The 18,924-nt window shown below is 71.7% G+C and carries 14 protein-coding genes; 8 read left to right on the plus strand and 6 right to left on the minus strand.

The annotated features are described in order from the left end of the window. Positions 1-80 precede the first annotated feature (80 nt). Positions 81-1,724 (minus strand): phosphoglucomutase (alpha-D-glucose-1,6-bisphosphate-dependent), encoded by a 1,644-nt coding sequence (gene pgm / locus ODJ79_RS02870; protein WP_263021705.1) that lies wholly within the window; start codon positions 1,722-1,724, stop codon positions 81-83. Between the two features lie 140 nt (positions 1,725-1,864). Between pgm and ODJ79_RS02875 the strand changes: the two genes are divergently transcribed. Next, positions 1,865-3,508, plus strand: coding sequence for a copper resistance CopC/CopD family protein (locus tag ODJ79_RS02875; protein WP_263021706.1), 1,644 nt, complete (start codon positions 1,865-1,867; stop codon positions 3,506-3,508). 91 nt (positions 3,509-3,599) lie between these two features. Here ODJ79_RS02875 and ODJ79_RS02880 read toward each other — a convergent pair whose 3' ends face one another. Next, the gene (locus ODJ79_RS02880) at positions 3,600-4,235 is read right to left on the minus strand and encodes a hypothetical protein (protein WP_263021707.1); all 636 of its coding nucleotides are present in this window, start codon (positions 4,233-4,235) and stop codon (positions 3,600-3,602) included. Between the two features lie 120 nt (positions 4,236-4,355). On the opposite strand from ODJ79_RS02880, the gene ODJ79_RS02885 reads away from it, so the two are divergent. Then, positions 4,356-5,105 (plus strand): multiprotein-bridging factor 1 family protein, encoded by a 750-nt coding sequence (locus ODJ79_RS02885; protein WP_263021708.1) that lies wholly within the window; start codon positions 4,356-4,358, stop codon positions 5,103-5,105. A 13-nt stretch (positions 5,106-5,118) separates the two neighbouring features. Here ODJ79_RS02885 and ODJ79_RS02890 read toward each other — a convergent pair whose 3' ends face one another. After that, entirely contained in the window at positions 5,119-8,370 is a 3,252-nt protein-coding gene (locus ODJ79_RS02890; RefSeq protein ID WP_263021709.1) for an NACHT domain-containing protein, read from the minus strand. 129 nt (positions 8,371-8,499) lie between these two features. On the opposite strand from ODJ79_RS02890, the gene yaaA reads away from it, so the two are divergent. After that, positions 8,500-9,300 (plus strand): peroxide stress protein YaaA, encoded by an 801-nt coding sequence (gene yaaA, locus ODJ79_RS02895; RefSeq protein WP_263021710.1) that lies wholly within the window; start codon positions 8,500-8,502, stop codon positions 9,298-9,300. Here yaaA and ODJ79_RS02900 read toward each other — a convergent pair. After that, positions 9,295-9,885, minus strand: coding sequence for an FKBP-type peptidyl-prolyl cis-trans isomerase (locus ODJ79_RS02900; protein ID WP_263021711.1), 591 nt, complete (start codon positions 9,883-9,885; stop codon positions 9,295-9,297). The genes yaaA and ODJ79_RS02900 overlap by 6 nt on opposite strands. A gap of 347 nt (positions 9,886-10,232) precedes the next feature. On the opposite strand from ODJ79_RS02900, the gene ODJ79_RS02905 reads away from it, so the two are divergent. Both ODJ79_RS02905 and ODJ79_RS02910 read left to right on the plus strand, forming a co-directional pair. Beyond that, positions 10,233-11,081 carry a hypothetical protein gene (locus ODJ79_RS02905; protein ID WP_263021712.1) on the plus strand — a complete coding sequence of 283 codons (849 nt, stop codon included), beginning with the start codon at positions 10,233-10,235 and terminating at the stop codon, positions 11,079-11,081. Positions 11,082-11,109: 28 nt separating this feature from the next. Continuing rightward, positions 11,110-15,093 carry an MMPL family transporter gene (locus ODJ79_RS02910; RefSeq protein WP_263021713.1) on the plus strand — a complete coding sequence of 1,328 codons (3,984 nt, stop codon included), beginning with the start codon at positions 11,110-11,112 and terminating at the stop codon, positions 15,091-15,093. Positions 15,094-15,241: 148 nt separating this feature from the next. On the opposite strand, the gene ODJ79_RS02915 is transcribed toward ODJ79_RS02910, so the two are convergent. Continuing rightward, the gene (locus ODJ79_RS02915; RefSeq protein ID WP_263021714.1) at positions 15,242-15,979 is read right to left on the minus strand and encodes an SDR family NAD(P)-dependent oxidoreductase; all 738 of its coding nucleotides are present in this window, start codon (positions 15,977-15,979) and stop codon (positions 15,242-15,244) included. Between the two features lie 111 nt (positions 15,980-16,090). Between ODJ79_RS02915 and ODJ79_RS02920 the strand changes: the two genes are divergently transcribed. Together ODJ79_RS02920 and ODJ79_RS02925 are read left to right on the plus strand one after the other, a co-directional pair. Beyond that, a complete protein-coding gene (locus ODJ79_RS02920; RefSeq protein WP_263021715.1) occupies positions 16,091-16,684 on the plus strand; it encodes a hypothetical protein in 594 nt (197 codons plus the stop codon). Further along, entirely contained in the window at positions 16,660-16,863 is a 204-nt protein-coding gene (locus ODJ79_RS02925; RefSeq protein ID WP_263021716.1) for a hypothetical protein, read from the plus strand. Before ODJ79_RS02920 ends, ODJ79_RS02925 begins: the two co-directional genes overlap by 25 nt. 69 nt (positions 16,864-16,932) lie before the next feature. Here ODJ79_RS02925 and ODJ79_RS02930 read toward each other — a convergent pair whose 3' ends face one another. Then, positions 16,933-18,075, minus strand: a complete 1,143-nt coding sequence (locus tag ODJ79_RS02930) for a DegT/DnrJ/EryC1/StrS family aminotransferase (RefSeq protein WP_263021717.1) — start codon at positions 18,073-18,075, stop codon at positions 16,933-16,935. 159 nt (positions 18,076-18,234) lie between these two features. Here ODJ79_RS02930 and ODJ79_RS02935 point away from each other — a divergent pair, with 159 nt between their 5' ends. Next, positions 18,235-18,846, plus strand: coding sequence for a class I SAM-dependent methyltransferase (locus tag ODJ79_RS02935; protein WP_263021718.1), 612 nt, complete (start codon positions 18,235-18,237; stop codon positions 18,844-18,846). Positions 18,847-18,924: the final 78 nt, after the last annotated feature.

The raw sequence follows: 18,924 nt of genomic DNA on the forward strand, positions 1-18,924 counted from the left end.
TCAGGCATGCGCTCCCCCGGCTCCCGAATAGGTCTGTCGTTGCGACTTACCTGTCGGCCGGGAGCCTGGGGAGCTGAGGCTCAGCCTTTCAGCGCGGCCGAGACCACAGCGCGGGCCTCCTCCTGGATGCGGGCGAGCGCCGCCGGGCCGTGGAAGGACTCCGCGTAGATCTTGTAGACGTCCTCGGTGCCGGACGGCCGGGCGGCGAACCAGCCGGACGCGGTGGCGACCTTGAGACCGCCGATCGCGGCGCCGTTGCCGGGCGCCGTGGTCAGCACCGCGGTGATCGGCTCGCCGTCCAGCTCCTCGGCGCTGACCTGGGCCGGCGACAGCGCGGCGAGCACCGCCTTCTCCTCGCGGGTGGCGGGTGCGTCGATCCGGGCGTACGCGGGCTCGCCGAACTTGGCGGTCAGGTCGCGGTAGTGCTCGCTCGGCGTCCGCCCGGTCACCGCGATGATCTCGGAGGCGAGCAGGTCGAGGATGATGCCGTCCTTGTCGGTGCTCCACGCCGAGCCGTCCCGGCGCAGGAACGAGCCGCCCGCGCTCTCCTCGCCGCCGAAGCCGATCGAGCCGTCGAGCAGGCCGGGCACGAACCACTTGAAGCCCACCGGCACCTCGTCGAGGCGACGGCCCAGGTCACCGGCAACCCGGTCGATCATCGAGGAGGACACCAGGGTCTTGCCGATCGCGGCGCCGGCCGGCCAGTCGCCGCGCTGCCGGAACAGGTAGGAGATGGCCACGGCCAGGTAGTGGTTCGGGTTCATCAGGCCCGCGTCGGGCGTGACGATGCCGTGCCGGTCGGCGTCGGCGTCGTTCCCGGTGGCGATCTGGAACCGGTCCTTCTGGTGGATCAACGACGCCATCGCGTACGGCGAGGAGCAATCCATCCTGATCTTGCCGTCCCAGTCCAGGGTCATGAAGCCGAACGCCGGGTCGACCCCCGGGTTGACCACGGTCAGGTCCAGCCCGTACCGCTCGCCGATCGCTCCCCAGTAGGCGACGCTGGCCCCGCCGAGCGGGTCGGCGCCGATCCGCACGCCGGCGTTGCGGATCGCCTCCAGGTCGATCACCGAGGACAGGTCGGCCACGTACGTGTCGAGGAAGTCGAAACCGCGGACGTGCTCGGACCGCCGGGCCCGGGCGGCGGGCACCCGGCGCACCTCCTTGAGACCGGCCGCGATCAGCGCGTTCGCCCGGTCCTGGATCCATTTGGTGGCGTCGGAGTCGGCCGGGCCGCCGTGGGGCGGGTTGTACTTGAAGCCGCCGTCGTCCGGCGGGTTGTGCGAGGGCGTCACCACCACGCCGTCGGCGAGCCCGGCGGTCCGCCCGCGGTTGTAGGCGAGGATCGCCCGGGAGACCGCGGGCGTGGGCGTGTAGCCGTCCCGGCTGTCGATCAGGGTGAGCACGTCGTTGGCGGCGAACACCTCGAGCGCGGTGACCATCGCGGGCTCGCTCAGCGCGTGCGTGTCGCGGCCCAGGTAGAGCGGCCCGTCGGTGCCCTGCGCCCGCCGGTACTCGACGATCGCCTGGCTGGTCGCGGCGATGTGGTCCTCGTTGAAGGCGGTCCGCAGCGACGAGCCGCGGTGCCCGGAGGTGCCGAACGCGACCCGCTCACCGATCTCGGCCGGGTCGGGGTGCTCGGTGTAGTACCGCGAGACCACCCTCGGCACGTCGATGAGATCGCGGGGCTCGGCGGGCGTCCCGGCGCGGGGGTCAACGGACATCGGGGGCCTCCTAGAGACACAGGTAACCTGCCTGGCAGCCTATCGATACCTGACCCCGCGGACATCTCGGGAGGTAACCCTCTGTCCGCGGGTTGAACCTTTCCGTTCCCCTATCCGAACTACGGGATGTGACGAGGCCGGTGCGCTTACTACTTGTGCTGTTCGTAGCGTTCGGCGCGCTCCTCGCCCCCGCCGGCCCGGCCAGCGCGCACGCCGCGCTGATCGGCTCCACACCCGCGCCCGGCAGCATCATCGGCAGCTCGCCGACCGAGATCGTGGTGACCTTCAGCGAGGCGATCACCCCGGTCGCCGGCCGCGTGCAGGTGCTCGACCCGGCCGGCAAGCGGATCTCCGGCACCCCCACGGTCGCCGGCGCCACCCTGCGCATCCCGGTCCGGCGCGCCGCCCAGCCGCTCGGCACCTACCTGGTCAGCTACCGGGTGATCTCGGCGGACACGCACCCGGTCGGCGGCGCCATCACGTTCTCGGTCGGTGCGCCGTCGGCCGCGCCGGCCGCCGACGACGACATCAGGACCCATCGTTCGGTTGCGGTGGCGACGCCGGTCGCGCACTTCCTTTCGTACGCCGGGCTCACCCTCGCCGCCGGCCCGGCGCTGTTCCTCGCCCTGCTCTGGCCCCGGCGGCGGACCCGGACGGGCGCGACCCGCGTCGCGTACACCGGACTGGTTTTGATCTTTGCGGCGACGCTGGCGGCGCTGTGGACGCAGGCGCCCGCCAGCAGCGGCTCGGCCCTGTGGGACGTGTCCCCCGGCGAGCTCGGCGCGGTGCTGACCAGCCCCTACGGCCTCGCGCTGAGCGCACGCCTCGCGGTGCTCGCGATCCTGGCCGGCCTGCTGCCCCCGGTGCTGCGCGGCGGCGGCTCACGGGCGCGCGGCCTGCTCGTGCTCGGGCTCGGCGTGGCCGGCCTGGTGACCTGGCCGCTGACCGGGCACGCGGCCGCGTCGCCGCTCTCCCCCGCGATCGTCGCCTCGGACGTCGTACACCTCGGCGCGATGTCGGTCTGGCTCGGCGGCCTGCTCACGCTGAGCGTGTTCCTGCTGCGCGGGACCGACCCGCGGGTGCTCGGCGTGCTGCTGCCCGCCTGGTCACGCTGGGCGGCCCTCGCGGTGGTCTGGCTGGTGGCCGCCGGCGCGGTGCAGGCGGTCGTGCAGGTCGGCTCGGTGCCGGCGCTGTGGCGCACCGACTACGGGCGGCTGCTGCTCGCCAAGCTCGCGGTGCTGGCGGTGACGCTGAGCGTGGCCTACGTCGCCCGGCGCCTGGTGAACCGGCGGCAGGTGGTGAGCTCGGGCCCGCGCGCGATCCGGCGCACGGTCGGCATCGAGGTCCTCGCCACGACGGTGATCCTCGGGCTGAGCGCCGTGCTGGTGCAGGTCAACCCCGGCCGCAGCGCCTCGGTGGACCAGGGCGCCGTCCGCGACGACGGGGTGTCCCAGACGCTGACCTGCCCGCTCTACACGCTGCAGTTCAACATCTACCCCGCAAAGCTGGGCGACAACAACACGATCCACGCGTTCGTCTACACCCCGGCCGGCGCACCGCTGCCGGCCGACCAGTGGACCGTGACCTCCCGGCTGCTCGGCCGCGACCTCGAGCCGGTGAGCCAGCCGCTGCTGCCGCTGCAGCCCCGCCACCACGCGGCCGGCGCGATCACGTTCCCCTACCCGGGCAACTACGAGATCAAGTTCACCGTACGGATCGGCGAGCTCGACGAGGCGACGGTCCAGACCACGATCTCGATCGGCTCCGACCCCGCGGCCAGGTGATCTCGCCGGGCGACACCCGGGCGAGTGGCCAAGCGGTGCGGACGATGCGGGGTCCCCGGCCCGCGCGTCGGGCGGACCGGGGACCCGTCTGTCACGACAGCTTGACGCGCTCGATGTAACCCCAGCGCTTGGCGTTCGGAACGTAGACGTACACCCAAGCGCCGTTCGATCGACTCTTGGCCGTCAGGTCGACATGCCAGCCGGACGGCACGTTGCCCACGACGAAGTTCGCCGGATCGCGCAGCATCGCGTTGTGCTTCACCAGCTGGTGCCTGGCCGTGACAGGTGCCGGCGGCATGCTGAAGCGTACGGTCCGCCAGCTCGCCCTTCCGGTTTCCTTTGCACCCTGCTGGCTGCGGCCCTGCAGGATGAGCTCGGGCTCGTCCTTGATGCAACGGCGCTGAGTGAAGCCCCACCACGGGTACGTCTTGTGCTTGGCGCGCACCGGATCGGAGACGACCGCCCAGTCCTTGTTGACGTTGTAGCGCCAGATGATCCGCTTCCGTCCGGCCGGCACCGCGAAAGTCTTCCCGCTGCCGATGACGCCCTTCTTCGGATAGTTCGGGTAAACGGTGCATTCGCTGGAGGTGTCGTACTTTACGAGAAGCTTCACGGTGTGCGACGCCGCGGTCGACTCACCCGCGTCCGCCGAGGTGACGGACACGAATGCAGCAATTAGTCCACCGACAATCACTGTCGCGATCACAGGTACGCGAAATCGTTTCATGGTTTCCTCTCGCATCTCGGCCAAATGCCGCGAGTCGGCATTTGCAGCAATCCAAACCGGTCGAGTAATATCCCGCCAGCATCGGCGGGGCAGTCGGGAAAGACGGGATATCCCATGCCCATGACCAGGGAAAACCACTCGTTGCGCGCTGAGCGGCGCGGGAAAAGGGAAATAGTGGGACGCCCCCGGAAGGCAATATCTCGACCACAGCCTGTCCACGAGTTCGCGGAGGCATTGGAAGCGGCACGGGAATCGCTGGACATGAGCCAGGCCGACCTCGCGAAGGTGCTGCATTTCTCGACGTCGACGGTGTCCCGATGGCTCACCGGCGCGACGGTTCCGGCAGCCGATCAGATCAAGCCGTTGGCAAATCGCCTCGAGCCCGGTGAGTTCGCGGAACTGGAGCGCTTGCGCGTCATAGCGGCGGTCATCGCCGTGCGGCCTGCGGTGGCGGAGACCACGGTGGAGCATTCCGCCGAGGCGCAGGTCGTGATGCTGCCGCCGGTCGGGCGGCGCCCGCGGTGGTGGATCGGCGCTGCTGCGGCTGCCGCGATCGCCGGCTCGGCAGCCGTCGTCGTCCCGATCGTCGGCGGTGGCTCGGAGGACGCCGACAGCAGCGACACCGGACGGACCACCGTCGTGCCGGTGGCCGGGAACCCGGTCTACTGGCAGTGCACCGACCGGAAACGCTCGATCCTCTCGGCGCCGGGCAAGAGCCGGGGCGGCGATCCGGTCGGCGCCCTGGATCGGGGCGCCGCCTTCGTGGTCATCGCCAAGACTGATTACTGGCGAAACGGTTATGTCCGGGACGACCCTCGCCACACCCGCGGGTGGGTCATGAACGACTATCTGTTCCCACACCCGTGCTGACCGCACACCACGATCAGGCCGTTGCCAGAACGAGCGCCTCCATGGGGTAGCCGTTCCTGGTGCGGCGGCGCATCAGACAGGTAGCTGCGGCCAGGCGGCGCAGCATGGCTGCGAGCGCTTCATCGTGGGCGTACATCGCCTCAGCGGCCAGGACCAGCGCAGGTACCCGGATCGCCAGGGCGGCATCGGCGGTCATCGGTTGCTGCCTGGCGAGGATCGGCGCGGCGCTGCTGTGCAACCGTCGAAGCACGGTCCTGGCCCATATCGGCGACGAGCCACCGAGCAGCACCGAATCGGGAAGTGGGCGAATCATCTCGGCGAGGCGGCCAAGATCGACCGGGATGGGCTCCGGCGTCGCAGCGGCTGAGAAGTGCAGCAGAGCCGCGGCGAGCCTGGTGACGGAATCGTGAGTCCTCTCCGTCGCCCGCGGCTCCAGCAGAGCAGTGACAGCCATGCTGAGACTGATGCCGAGCGTGTTTCGAGGCGGACTCCCGGAACCGTCGCCCTTGTCTCCGGCGAAACCGACCGGGTCCACGTCCATACCGAGGCGGTGCTCGAGCAGGGACGGCGGCACGGCCGGCCCGGAGCGGACCTCCCAGAGTTCGCGTAACCGGCGCCGGGCCCGGTCGATGTGGCCGCGGATGGCGCGGGCTTGTGGCAGCACACTGTCGACGCCCATGTCACGGTTCCACTCCTGCGCGATGGCGACATCGCGCCCCAGCGATGCCGCCTTCTCCAGGCTTTCGACAGTGCGCGCGATCGTATGGCGGGAGAGGATCCGGTCTATCTCCACGGCGACTCCCGACTCGATGCCGGGAACATCGCGCAGCGCGCGGTCCAGGGCCGTGGCAGCCTCGTGGGCGAAACCCAGCTCGCGCCGCAGATCGTCCAGTGCCGATGAGTTCTCCAGCCCGCCGGCATCACTGCCCGACCGGATGGCAACCGTGCTCTGCGCCAACTCGTCCGCGGCCGATTGAAGCGGCACGCTGCTCGACTGGAGACGCCGAACTGCCTCGGTCGCGGTCGCGCTGAGTAGCCGGATCAGCACTCGGGACTGGCGCAGATCGGCCACCGCACCGGACAGCAGCTCGCCGGCTGAAACGACGTTTGTCGATGGTTCGCCCGGCGGCGCCCAAACGGCAGGTGTGCTCGACGCATTCGCGCGGGCCCACACCCGCCGGCCACGAGACCGCAGCACCTGCGCGGACGGGCCCGTGGCGTGTGCCAACGCGTCCAGCTCATCCGGCGTGGGGAGCCGGTAGAGAACCCCGGTCCCTCGGTTTGCGGCACTGCCGACCGCGGCGCCGACGGCATTGATCCAGGTGACAAATGCTGCCGCGTCCGTGCTCCACAGGCCCCGGACCGGCGAGTGCTGCCCGCCCTCCGGGCGGCCGTCCGGTGGCGGCGTCCGAGTATCCATTCGGAAAAGCCAGTAGAGGTCGGACTCGACGGGATCCGGACAGATGTGCGTACCGGACGGAGTAGCAACCAGCTTCCGCAGGTATCGGTTTGCCAGTACGCCGGCGACCAAGCGGCGGCTCTCCGCGCTGGCGCCGGGCGCGAAAGCATCCTTCAAGACTTCGGCGAGTCGCTCCCTGAGCTCCGGCGCAAGTTCGGCGCCGATCTCGGCGCACTCGAACGCCAGGGACAACGCAGCGGGCGTTGCCGACCGCAATGCCGATTCAACGATCGCGTCGGCGTCGGCGCCGGCCAGGTAGAGCAACGTGGTCTCGCGCCACCACGGGTTGTCCACGGCGTCGATCAATACTCGTTCGAGGCCTTGATCTTGGATGTATCGGGCCGCGAGGTACTCCTGAAAGGTCAGATGGGCGAACGCGTAGAGGTCGCGTCCCCGTTCCACCAGCAGGCCGTTGGATCCGACATCGTGGACGAAGTCCTCCGCGGCCACCTCGGTGGAGATTCGCCGCAGTCGCGGCGAGATGCCGTCGAACAGTTTCCGCCGGCTGATGTCGCGGGTGCCGGACTTCATCATCTCGAAGGCCAGCCAGGCGAGCAGGCGCTCTTTGCCGATCCCGGGCAGGTTCAGGTCAATCCGTTTGGCCTCCTGGCGACGCCAGAGCATGACCTGGCACACCTCGCCGTAAAGGTCGGCTCGGCTGTTCGGCAGCGATCGGCGGTAACGGTGCACGTTCGCAATCATGGTGAGCAACAACGGGTTGATCGTCAGTTCGTACAGCGCCGGGGTCGCGGCCAAACGGTCGAGCAGGTCATCGGCCGCTTCTCGGGCCAGCATCTCCACCTCGCGCCCGGTGGTACCGGTGGCCCGGCGCTCGACTGCCAGGTACCACCCATGGAGGAAGCGATGGACCTGATCGGGGGTGAACGACAGGACCTGAAGGGTGGTCGCGGACTCGACGTATTCGTCCCGATAGCCGTGCGGGCGGGACGTCACGACGAAGTCGTTGCGCGGGAATATGGCCACCTGCTGATTGACCCAGGCCACGACGGCGCGTCGCTTGTCGGCGCTGGCCACCTCGTCCAAACCGTCGAGCAGGACGACACATTTACCGCGCGTCAGCCGGCTCTCCCACCACCCACCAGGTTCCGGAACCGGCAACGACGGGAGCCCCAGCCGGATGAGCTTGGACAGCGGCATGGTGGGTTCGCCGGCCACCGCATCGGCGTGGTCCCGCAGCTGCAGCAGGACGGGAATCGGTCGGCGGCGCTCCGCAGGCGTGCGGGCGGTGTGCCGGGCCACGTAGTTGAGCAGGGTGGTCTTGCCACTTCCCGGGGCACCCAGCACGGCCAGCACCACCGGCTCCGCCTGATCGAGGAAGTCCCAGATGGACTGCCGACCAGCGTCCTCGGCGGCGGCCGGGCCGAGCAGCCCTGGTGAAACCTGGCTCGGTGCACGCGCGGTGAGACGCACGTCCACGAACACCTCGTCCAGCTCCGGGCTGAAGGTACCCACGGTCGCCAGACCCTTGGCGTCCAGGAACCGGCGGGAAGCCATCACCCACTGGCTGTACTCCCGGCCGTACCGGGACAGACGCCGGTCCAGTATCCGGTCGAACGCTGTGCTCAACTCGCGGAGCCGGCGATTGATCGGCTCGGCCGCGACGCGCCAGAACAGCCAGGCGACCGTGACAATGGCAAGCCATGCCATGGCAAAGAGCAGCGCCAGCCAAGGATGCTTCTTGACCTGCCCGCCAACGACGATCACAAGCGGGGCTGCGTAGACCGCCAACAGTGCGAGCAAGGGACGCCACGCCCGTTCTATCGGGTTGGACGTCTCCGACTTCATCGGATCACCTCGCAAGATGGGCGATGTGATGACATCCATCAGTATCCGGGGCGACACGCGCTCCGGACAGCGGGCGCTGTGCGGCACCCGCGTGCGGTGGGCGGGCCGGGCGGTGTCTAGTCTCGCGGCGTGCTCATCCTGCTTCCGCCCTCCGAAGGCAAGACCACCCCGGGCTCCGGCACGCCGGTCGATCACGCGGGGCTGTGGCTGCCGCGGCTGGCGCCGGCCCGGCGGCGGGTGGCGGCCAAGCTGGTGAGCCTGAGCAAGCGGACCAGTGCCCGCGCCGTCCAGGAGACGCTGCAGGTGCTCGGGCTCAGCGACGGTCAGCGGGACGAGCTGGGCCGCAACGCCGTGCTGCAGGAGGCGCCCGCGGCGCCGGCGGCCGATGTCTATACCGGCGTGCTCTACGCGGCGCTCGACGCGAACTCGCTGGCCGGGGACGCGCGGGCGTGGCTCGACGAGAGCGCGGTCGTGTTCTCGGGGCTCTGGGGCGTGGTGCGGCCTGCCGACCGGATTCCGGCGTACCGGTGCTCGGTCGGGGTCACGTTGCCCGCACCGATCGGCGGGCTCACCGCGTACTGGAAGAAGGTCTTGAAACCCGCCCTCGACCCGGCGGCCGCCGGCGGCCCGGTGCTGGATCTGCGGTCCGGCGCCTACGCGGCGATGTGGACGCCGCCGGCCGGCAACTCGGCGACGGTGCGCGTGCTGCACGAGCGGGTGGTCGGCGGCGTCGCGAAGCGGTCGATCGTGAGCCACTTCAACAAGGCGACCAAGGGCCGGATGGTGCGCGCGCTGGCCGAGGCGACGGCGGCGCCCGCCTCGATCGACGAGGTGGTCGCCGCCCTGCGCGATCTCAAGTACCAGATCGAGGAGCAGCCGGCCGGGGCCGGCAAGCCCCGGCAGCTGGATGTGATCGTCCCCGAGCTATGACGCGGCCAGGATGTCCACGACGAAGCGCAGGTCGCCCTGCTGCTCGCCGTACGCGAGAGCGGCCGGCACGTCGATCTGGAGGCGGCTGCCGACGCGCTGGCCGGGGATGGCCTGGTCCCAGCCCTTGATGACCTGGCCGACGCCGATCGGGGTCCGGAACGGCTCGCCGCGCTGCCAGGACGAGTCGACGACGTCGCCGGTCCGGTAGGAGACCAGTTTGTAGTTGGCCGTGATCGTCTGCCCCTTTTTCACCTTGGGTCCGGTGCCCTTGACGATCGGGGTGACGACCAGCGCGGTGAGCGGCTTCTTGCCGCCGGCGAGGACGGCCGGCTCCTTGGCGAGCGCCGCGGGCGTATGCACGGCCGCCGGGGCCGACCGGGGCGCCGCCGAGGTGGCCTCCGGCGAAGCGGAAGCGACCGCCACCGGAGCCGCCGCCGTCGGCTTGTCCGACCCGTGCGGCCTCAACAGCAGGAAGACGGCCACCAGCACGACGATGATCGCCGCGCCGGCCGCGACGCCGAACCGGGCCTGCAGGCGCCGCTTGGCGGTGTCTCCGGTGCCGCTCGGCGCGGTCTGAGTGCTCATATGTCGTCGACTCTCCAATATCGGGCTCGGCGAAAACCTCCGACACGGTACCCGCACCGCTGCGTAACCGAGCCAACACCTCCCCCGAACCGACGAGGGCGGTGATCGGCCGTACGGATCGTCACGCAAATAGCTCTACACCGTCACTGCGCGAAATGAGATCGTTTACCGGCTCACAACGCGAGACACCATGAAAAACATTCACGGCCGGGCGGGGTCGTGCGTACGACCAGGGGAGGGTCGGTTTGCCGTCGACCAACAATGGTCGCCTACCCGCGCGTGGCCGGGGTCCGGACCGGCGCGCCACCGCACACATCGGACTTCGCCGCGCCGGCGGCTCCCCCTCCATGGAGCCGGACGATCGGCGCGGGTGGAACGAGATCGCCTCGGCGGCCGCGGTCATCCTGGCCGGCGTGATCGTCGTGGTGTCGTTCGGCTTCATCGCCAGCCGCGCCATTCGCTCGAACAACCACAACCCGCTGCCCGACCCGCCGCCGACCGTCGCGCTCGGCGGCGCCACGCTGCCCAACGCCAGCCCGGGGCTGATCCCGCTGGGCAGTCCGTCACCGTCGCCCACCACGTCCGCGCCGCCGCCCTCCTCCGCCGTGCCGTCGGCGACCAGCAAGAAGGCGACCACGCCGCCGAACAACGGCGCGATCGCGATCGCCACCGGCGGGGTACCGTCGACCGTGGACCTGACCGCCGAGGGCACCCGCGACTGGGTGCACTGGGGCGAGGAGGGCACCTTCTCCCTCGAGCGCGACCGGAACGGCGGCTTCGCGATCCTGGAGGGCACGCCGAGCGCGCCGCGGTTCCGGCACGCGTTCAGCCCGTCGCTGTTCCGGTGGACCGGGGGCGACCCGGTCGGCCACAGCGACGGCACCACGACCGGCATCCGCACCTGCGGGACCGGCAACGGCTTCACCATCTCGGCGCCGGCCGCGACGTCCGACCGGACGCTGCGGCTCTACATCGGGGTGCTCGCGGCGAGGGGCACGCTGTCGGCGCGCCTGTCCGCGGGCTCGGCCACCGCCTCGGCCACGCTCGAGCAGCGGGACGGGACGTTCCGGCCGGCGGTCTTCACGCTCACCTACCGGGCACCGAAGGCCGCGAAGATCAACCTGAGCTGGACGACGACGCAGGCGTTCGGGAACGGCTGCGGCGGGGTGGCCCTGGAAGCCGCCACCCTGCACTGATTCCACTGGAACAGACGAAAAAGGGGAAATGGTGTTCGCGGGCTGGGGATCGTGGGTCGCCCGTTTCCGATGGCCGGTGCTGATCGTCGCGCTCGTCGCGGTGATGTCCTCCGGCATCTGGGGGCTGGGCGTGTTCGGGCAGCTGACCGAGGGCGGCTACAACGACCCGAACAGCGAGTCCACCCATGCCGCCCGGCTCGTCACCGACACGTTCGGCGCGCAGGGCGGCGACCTGGTCGTCATCTACACCCCGGCCAAGGGCAAGATCGACGACCCGCAGCTGGCCAAGCGGGTTCAGGACTCGCTCGGCAAGCTGCCCAAGTCCGCGGTGACCGGCACCGTCTCGTACTGGTCGGCGAAGTCCGCGCAGTACGCCGCCAAGGACAAGTCCAGCGCCGTCGCCGTGATCACGCTGGCCGGGGAGGGCGACGCGGCCAAGCTCGACTCGTACCGGGCGATCGACGACAAGTTCGCCGTCGACGGCGCGAAGGTGCAGCTCTCCGGTGCCGTGACGCTGGCCGACGCCTCCTCCGCCCGCTCCACCAAGGACCTGGGCCGGGCCGAGGCGATCAGCCTGCCGATCACCCTGGTGCTGCTCGTGCTGATCTTCGGCTCACTGGTCGCGGCGTCGCTGCCGGTGCTGGTCGGCGGCGCCGCCGTGCTCGGCTCGCTGGGCATCCTGCACGCCATCTCGGCCGGCACCGACGTCAACTCGTTCGCGGTCAACGTCGCGAGCCTGCTCGGCCTGGGCATGGCGATCGACTACGGCCTGTTCATCGTGGGCCGGTTCCGCGAAGAGCTCGCGGACGGACGAACACCATCAGAAGCGGTTTCCCGTACGGTCGGGACCGCCGGGCGTACCGTGGTCTTCTCCGCCACCCTGCTGATGATCGCCCTGGCCGGCCTGCTGCTGTTCCCGCAGGGCTTCCTGAACTCGCTCGCCTACGGCGGCCTGGCCGCGGTGTTCCTGGCCGCGCTGCTCTCGCTCACCCTGCTGCCGGCCGTGCTCGCGGCCCTCGGCCCGCGCGTCGACAAGCTCCCGGTGCGCCTCCCGCGCCGGGCCGGCGCCGGCGAGCCGGGCAGCGGCTGGGCCAAGCTGGCCGGCGTGGTGCTGCGCCACCCGGTGGTCGTCGCCGTGCCGATCCTGCTGATCCTGGTGCTGTTCGCCTCGCCGATCCACGGCGTGCGCTTCGGCGAGAACGACGAGCGCATCCTGCCGGCCGGCGACCCGTCCCGGCAGGCGATCGAGACGCTGAAGGCCGACTACCCGCAGTTCACCGGCGACAGCGTGCAGGTCGTGCTGCGCGGCGCCCAGGACACCGCCGGCTTCGCCGTCCAGCTGCGGCAGATCCCGGGCATCTCGCAGATCGGCGCGGCGCGCAAGGACAAGGGCGTCACGCTGTTCACCGCGACGCTCGAGGCCAAGGACGCGTACGGGAGCGGGGCCCGCGACGTGGTCGACGCGATCCGCGCCCTGCCCGTGCCGGCCGGCGCGCAGCTGCTGGTCGGCGGGACCACCGCGCGCAACGTGGACAGCCTGGAGGCCACCGCCGACCGGCTGCCGTGGATGGTCGCGATGCTGGTCGGGGCGACGCTGCTGCTGATGTTCCTGGCGTTCGGCTCGGTGCTGCTGCCGATCAAGGCGGTGCTGATGAGCGCGCTCAGCCTCGGCGCCACCTTCGGCCTGCTCGTCTGGATCTTCCAGCAGGGGCACGGCGCGAGCCTGCTCGACATCACCCCGGCGCCGCTCGAGGTGGGCGTCGTCGTGCTGATGGCCGCCGTGGTCTTCGGTCTTTCCACCGACTACGAGGTCTTCCTGCTGTCCCGGATGGTCGAGGCCCGCACCCGCGGCGCGTCCACGAACGAGGCGGTCACCACCGGCCTGGCCCGCACCGGCCGGGTGATCAGCGCCGCCGCACTGCTGCTGATCGTGGTCACCGGCGCGTTCGCGCTCTCCTCGGTCACCAGCATGCGCTTCGTCGGCGTCGGCATGATCATCGCCCTGCTCCTGGACGCCACGGTCGTGCGCATGCTGCTGGTCCCGGCCGTGCTCCGCCTGCTCGGCGACGCGGCCTGGTGGGCACCCGGGCCGCTGCGGCGGCTGCAGGAGCGAGCCGGGCTTGCCGAGTACGAGACGCCGCTCTCCGAGTACGAGACGCCGCTTTCCGAGTACGAGACGCCCGCCGATCCGCCGGGCGGCCGGCACGCCGCGCCCGACGACACGGAGGTCATCCGGTACGCCCCGTACGGCGCCGACCGCCCGGCCCTGCCGGTCGGCGCGCGGCACGCGTTCCACTCTCCCGATGATCGGCACGCGTTGCCGTCGGGGGCGGCCGCCCTCGCGCTGCCGGCGGGCTCGCTGTCGGCCGACGACGCGACCCAGGTCTTCGCCCGCTTCGAGGACAAGGCGGTCCTCACCATGGCCGGGTCGCCGCCGCTGGAGGAGGTCGAGGCCGAGACGGTCGACGACTCCCCGGCGCCCCGCCCGGCCGAGGACGACTCGATCGTCGACGCGGAGATCCTGGACGACGAGCCGGACACGCCGGCGTTCGCGAAGGCGGCGTCGGCCCGGTCGTGGGAGCTGCCCGCGGGGGCCGCGCCGGCGTCGCCGCGAACGGACTGGACGGTCGCGGACGGCGACGGGTTCTTCTTCGGAGGGCCCGCCGAGCCGAGCCCGTCCGACACGGCGTGGATCCCGACGCCGAGTCAGGTGTCGGCCGACATGGCGGCGATGTTCGCGGATCCGGGTGCGCCCGGCGCCGCCGGCACCGCGGCTGAACTGGCTGCCGAGCCCGAATTCGAGGCGGCGGAGGTCGTCGCCGAGCCTGACACCGCCGCTCACGAGCCCGCCGACGACGAGGCAGTCGCGGTGGACGAGCCGATCGCCGTCGACGAGCCGGTCACTGTGGACGAGCCGGTTGACGTGGACGAGCCGGTCACTGTGGACGAGCCGGTTGACGTGGACGAGCCGGTCACTGTGGACGAGCCGGTTGACGTGGACGAGCCGGCCACCGTGGACGAGCTGGTTGACGTGGAGAGGGCTGGGCCGTTCGAGCCGCTGGCCACGGTGGACCTGCGCGACCGGGTCCGGCGGCCCACCTCGCTGGCCGACCAGATGCCCGCGCGGCGGTCGGCGAACACGGTGGGTAGTCCGGCCGAGCTCGAAGAACGAGACTTCGGCCAGGTCGCGGAAACTGAGGACCGCGACGTGCAGACATCGACGCCACGCCCCGCTACAGTCGGCGATCAAGCGCTGCCCCGGCGCCCCATCCCCTCGCTCTCGGAGTCGCAGCCGATGACCGAGCCAGAGCCGCTTGCCCCCGCCGCGCCGGCCACCTCCGCCCCGGCCGGCATGTTCACACCCGCCCCGGAGGTGCCGGCGCCGTACGTGGTGCACGAGCCGCCGCCGCTCCGAGCGATCCCGGACGTCGTCCCCCCGGCGCAGCCCGCGGCCACCCCGGTTCACGCCCCGCCCACGCCAGCCCAGCCCGCACCGGCCCAGCCCACGCCAGCTCAGCCCACACCGGCCCAGCCCGCACCGGCCCGGCCGACGCCGATCGCATCCGCGCCCCCATCGGCTCCGCCCGCGCCCATCGCACCCGCGCCCGCGGCGACCCCGGTTCAGCCCGAGCCGATGTGGACCACAGCGGCGCCGAACGCCATCCCGGCGCCGCCCCGGCCCACTCCCGCGGTGGCGCCACCGAACCCGATTCCCGCGCACCCGGTGTCCGGCGCCGGGACCAACGCGATGCCCGCGGCGGCGCGACGGCCCGCCGACCTCGCGGACCACCTGCGGGAGTCACGGCCGGCCGATCTCGCGGATCACCTGCGGGAGTCGCGCCCGGCCGACCTGGACGACTACACCACCGGCCGGACCCCGCGCCGGCGGCGGCCCGGCGAGGAGACGCTCCGGACGGCCCGGCGCCCGGCGACGCTCGCCGACCACCTGTCCAGCCGCAAACCGGCCGACGAATCCACGGCCGACCTGCGGGATCACGCCACCCAGGAATAGCGATGGCGGATCACCGGGCCGCCGGGCGGGCGCAACCATGCAGCTCTGCCCGGCGGTGGCGCAACGGCTCGGACCGGACGCCCAGGTCGCCTTGTGTGCCAGGGGACCTTTCCGGGCCCGTACGGTCAAAGCGGCGTAAGCGAAGCAGCTAGCGGAAGATGAGCCCGCCGCCGACCTCGATCACCTGGCCGGTCAGGGCGCCGGCGCCGTCGGAGATCAGCAGGCGGATGGTGGCGACGAGGTCCTCGGGGACCAGCGGGCGCGGGATCGCCTGCGTGGCGACCAGCGGGGCGTGGGTCTCGGCGTCGCGGCCGGCCGCCAGCTCCGCCTCGCCCTCGGTGCGGATCGCGCCCGGTGAGAGGGCGTTGACCGTGATGCCGGACGGGCCCAGCGACCGCGCGAGGGACCGGGTGAGGCCGATCAGCGCGGCCTTGCTGGCGACGTATGCCGGGCCGGAGGGGCCGCCCATCCGGACGGTGGGCGAGACGACGTTGACGATGCGGCCCCAGCCGCGTGCCGCCATGCCGGCGCTCAGCGACTGCGCGAGCAGCATGGGGGCGGTGACGTTGACGGCGAACGTCGACTGCCATTCGTCGAGCGGGAGGACGCCGAAGTCGACGTTCGACGCCCGCGCGGCGTTGTTGACCAGGACGTCGACCGGGCCGGACCGGTCGGCCAGGGCGTGCACGGCGGCCGGGTCGGCGAGGTCGGCCTCCAGCAGCTCGGCCGTGGCACCCAGGTCGCGGCAGAGGCGGGCGACGGTCTCGGCCTCGGCGGCGGCCGCCAGGTGGTGCAGCAGCAGGGTGTGGCCGGGCCGGGCGAGGCCGACCGCGAGAGCAGCGCCGATGCCCCGCCGGGCGCCGGTGATCAGGATGCGGTGACCCATGCCGTTCACCTTAGGACGACATCGGTCGTTCGCCGGGGAGCCCGGGCCACTTCATTCGTAGATTTCGATCCCTTGGCCGCGGAGTCACCCACCGCCCGGAACGTGACCGGCATGACGATGCTGCATCGACGCACGTTCATCCTCGGCGGGCTGGCCGCCGCCGGTTCCCTCGCCCTGCCGGCCCGGGCGGCCCGCCGCCACGCCCTTCCCGTTCCAGCTCGGCGTCGCCTCGGGCGAGCCGGCCGCGGACAGCGTGGTGCTGTGGCCGGGACCGCCCGGCACGCCGACGTGCAGGTCGCGGCCGGCGGCGCGGCGCCCTCGATCGGGATCGACGACCGGGCGAACGTGGCGGCCGGCTCGACGGTCGGCGGCCTCGACGGGTGGGCGCAGGGGCTCGAGCCGGACGGGACGCTCACCGGGCGGCTGCCGGCGCAGACGCTCACCCAGACCACCACCGGCCGGCAGGACCAGTTGCCGCCGGCCGAGTCGGCGTGGGGCGAGCTGGCCGTGGCGTACACCGACGACAGCGACGGAAACGGGTTCACCCAGGTGCTGCTCGGCTGGGCGCGACGAACGACGACGGGAGCTGGTAGCCGTTCTCTTCCGCCGTCAGGCCAGGCGGGGGTGCAGCCGGCAGTTCGTGTGCAGGTACCGCGCCCGCCGGGCGGCGGCTGCGCAAGATGGGCCAGTTCTTCGGCTGGCTGAGCGATCAGATGACCGGCACCGACGACCCGCTGACCGTGCTCGCCGCGCTGATGTACGCGGCTCGGCCGCTGACCGCCGGCGAGCTGGCGACCGCGCTCGGCTGGCCCCGCGAGCGGGTCGCCGCCTGCCTCGACCTCGACCGCCTCACCCCGGCGCAGCGCGCGGCCCTCCGGCCGTAGGCTCAGCCACTCGCCGGCGGCGGCCCTCCAGCCATGCCACCTCGCCGGCGGTATGTCACCGGTGGCATGTCACCGGTGACCGTCGAGGAACTCCGTGACGTCGTCGAGAACCCGGCGGACCTGGTTGTCCCGGAGGGAGGAGCCGCTGGGCAGGATGAGGCCGTGCCCGAACAGGTGCTCCGCGGCGCCGGTCAGGGCGGTCCGGGCGCCCGCGAAGACCGGCTGCAGGTGCATCGGCTTGAAGACCGGTCGCGTCTCCACGTTCCTCTCCGCCAGGTGGGCGGCCAGCTCACGGGCCTGCCAGCCGGTTCGCTCCGGATCGACGATGATGCTGGTGAGCCAGCAGTTCGCCATCGGGTCCTCGCCGCCCAGCAGGCGCACGCCGTCGATGTCGGCGAAGACCTTGGCATAGCCTTCGTGCACGGCCCGCCGGCGTTCGATCATCTCGTCCAGGCGGCGCAGCTGGGCCCGGCCCAGCGCGGCCAGCAGATTGCTCAGCCGGTAGTTGTAGCCGATCTCGGCGTGCTCGTAGTGCTCCGCCGGCAGCCGCGCCTGGCTGGCCAGGTGACGCGCCCGGTGTGCCAGGTCGGCGTCGGCGGTGAGCAGCATGCCGCCGCCGGACGTTGTCATGATCTTGTTGCCGTTGAAGGACAACGCCGCCGCCTGGCCGAAGGAGCCGGCCGCCCGGCCCCGGTGCAGGGCGCCGAGCGCCTCGGTGGCGTCCTCGATGAGCGGAACGCCGTACTGCTCGCACAACGGGACGATCTGCTTGTAGTCGGCACAACTCCCGAACAGGTCGACGGTCATCACCCCACCCACGGACGCGCCCTCGGCGCTCAACTCGGCGAGCAGGCCGGCCAGCACGAAGGGGTCGAGGTTGCCGGTCGTCACGTCACAGTCCGCGAAGATCGGCGTAGCACCGGTGTAGACGACGGCGTTCGCGGTGGCGGCGAAGGTGAGCGTCGGCACGACGACGACATCGCCGCGGCGGGCGCCGATGCCCAGCAGGGCCAGATGCAGCGCGGCGGTGCCCGAGCTGACCCCGACCGCGTGCGGGACGCCCACCCGTTCGGCCATCTCCCGCTCGAACAGGTCGAGGTCCGGGCCGACCGGGGCCACCCAGCCCGACCGCATGGCCGCCAGGACGTACTCCTGCTCCAGGTCTCCGACGTCGGGCGCGGACAGCGGAACGGTGTGACTGTTGGTGATCATCCCCCACCACCCAAAGCTGCGAGTTGCCACGCCCGGACCGGGACAGCGGGGGGAAGGAGAACGGCGAGACCGGCCGGCGGCTCGGCGCACTCTCCCGCCATGCTAATCGCCGGACCGTCGCGGAGGGCCGGAATTGCCGCCCCTCGGTAGCGTCGGGCCATGGCCACCGATCGGCAGAAGCGGGTGTGGGACGAAGCCGCGCCCCGGTACGACAGGCAGATCGCGTTCCTCGAGCGGCACTGGTTCGTCGGCGCCCGGGAGTGGGTGTGCGCACGGGCGCAGGGCCGGGTGCTCGAGGTCGCCATCGGCACCGGCCGCAACCTGCCCTTCTACCGCCCCGGCACCACGATCACCGGGATCGAGCTGAGCACCGAGATGCTGGCCGTCGCCCGCACCCGGGCCGCCGAGCTCGGCCGGGCCGCCGACCTGCGCGAGGGCGACGCGCACCGGCTGCCGTTCGAGGACGGCTCGTTCGACACGGTGGTGTGCGTGCTGTCGCTGTGCACGATCACCGACCCGGCCCGGGCGATCGGCGAGATGAAGCGGGTGCTGGTGCCGGGCGGCACGCTGCTGCTGGCCGACCACATCCGGAGCAGCTTCGGCCCGCTGCGGGTCGCCCAGCGGCTGGCCGAGCAGGTCACCATCCGGACCGCCGGGGAGCACTTCACCCGGCGGCAGCTGCCACTCGTACAGGCGCAAGGTTTTGAGATCGTCGAGACCGAGCGGCTCAAGGCCGGCACGGTCGAGCGCATCCGCGCCCGGAAACCATAGCGATGGTCCGGCGGCGGCCCGGTGGTGTGGTGCTGCGGGCGGACCGGTCGCGGCAACAACAGGACGCGCCCGCAGCAC

The sequence above is a fragment of the Actinoplanes sp. KI2 genome (genome assembly GCF_025630775.1).
Classification (GTDB): domain Bacteria; phylum Actinomycetota; class Actinomycetes; order Mycobacteriales; family Micromonosporaceae; genus Actinoplanes.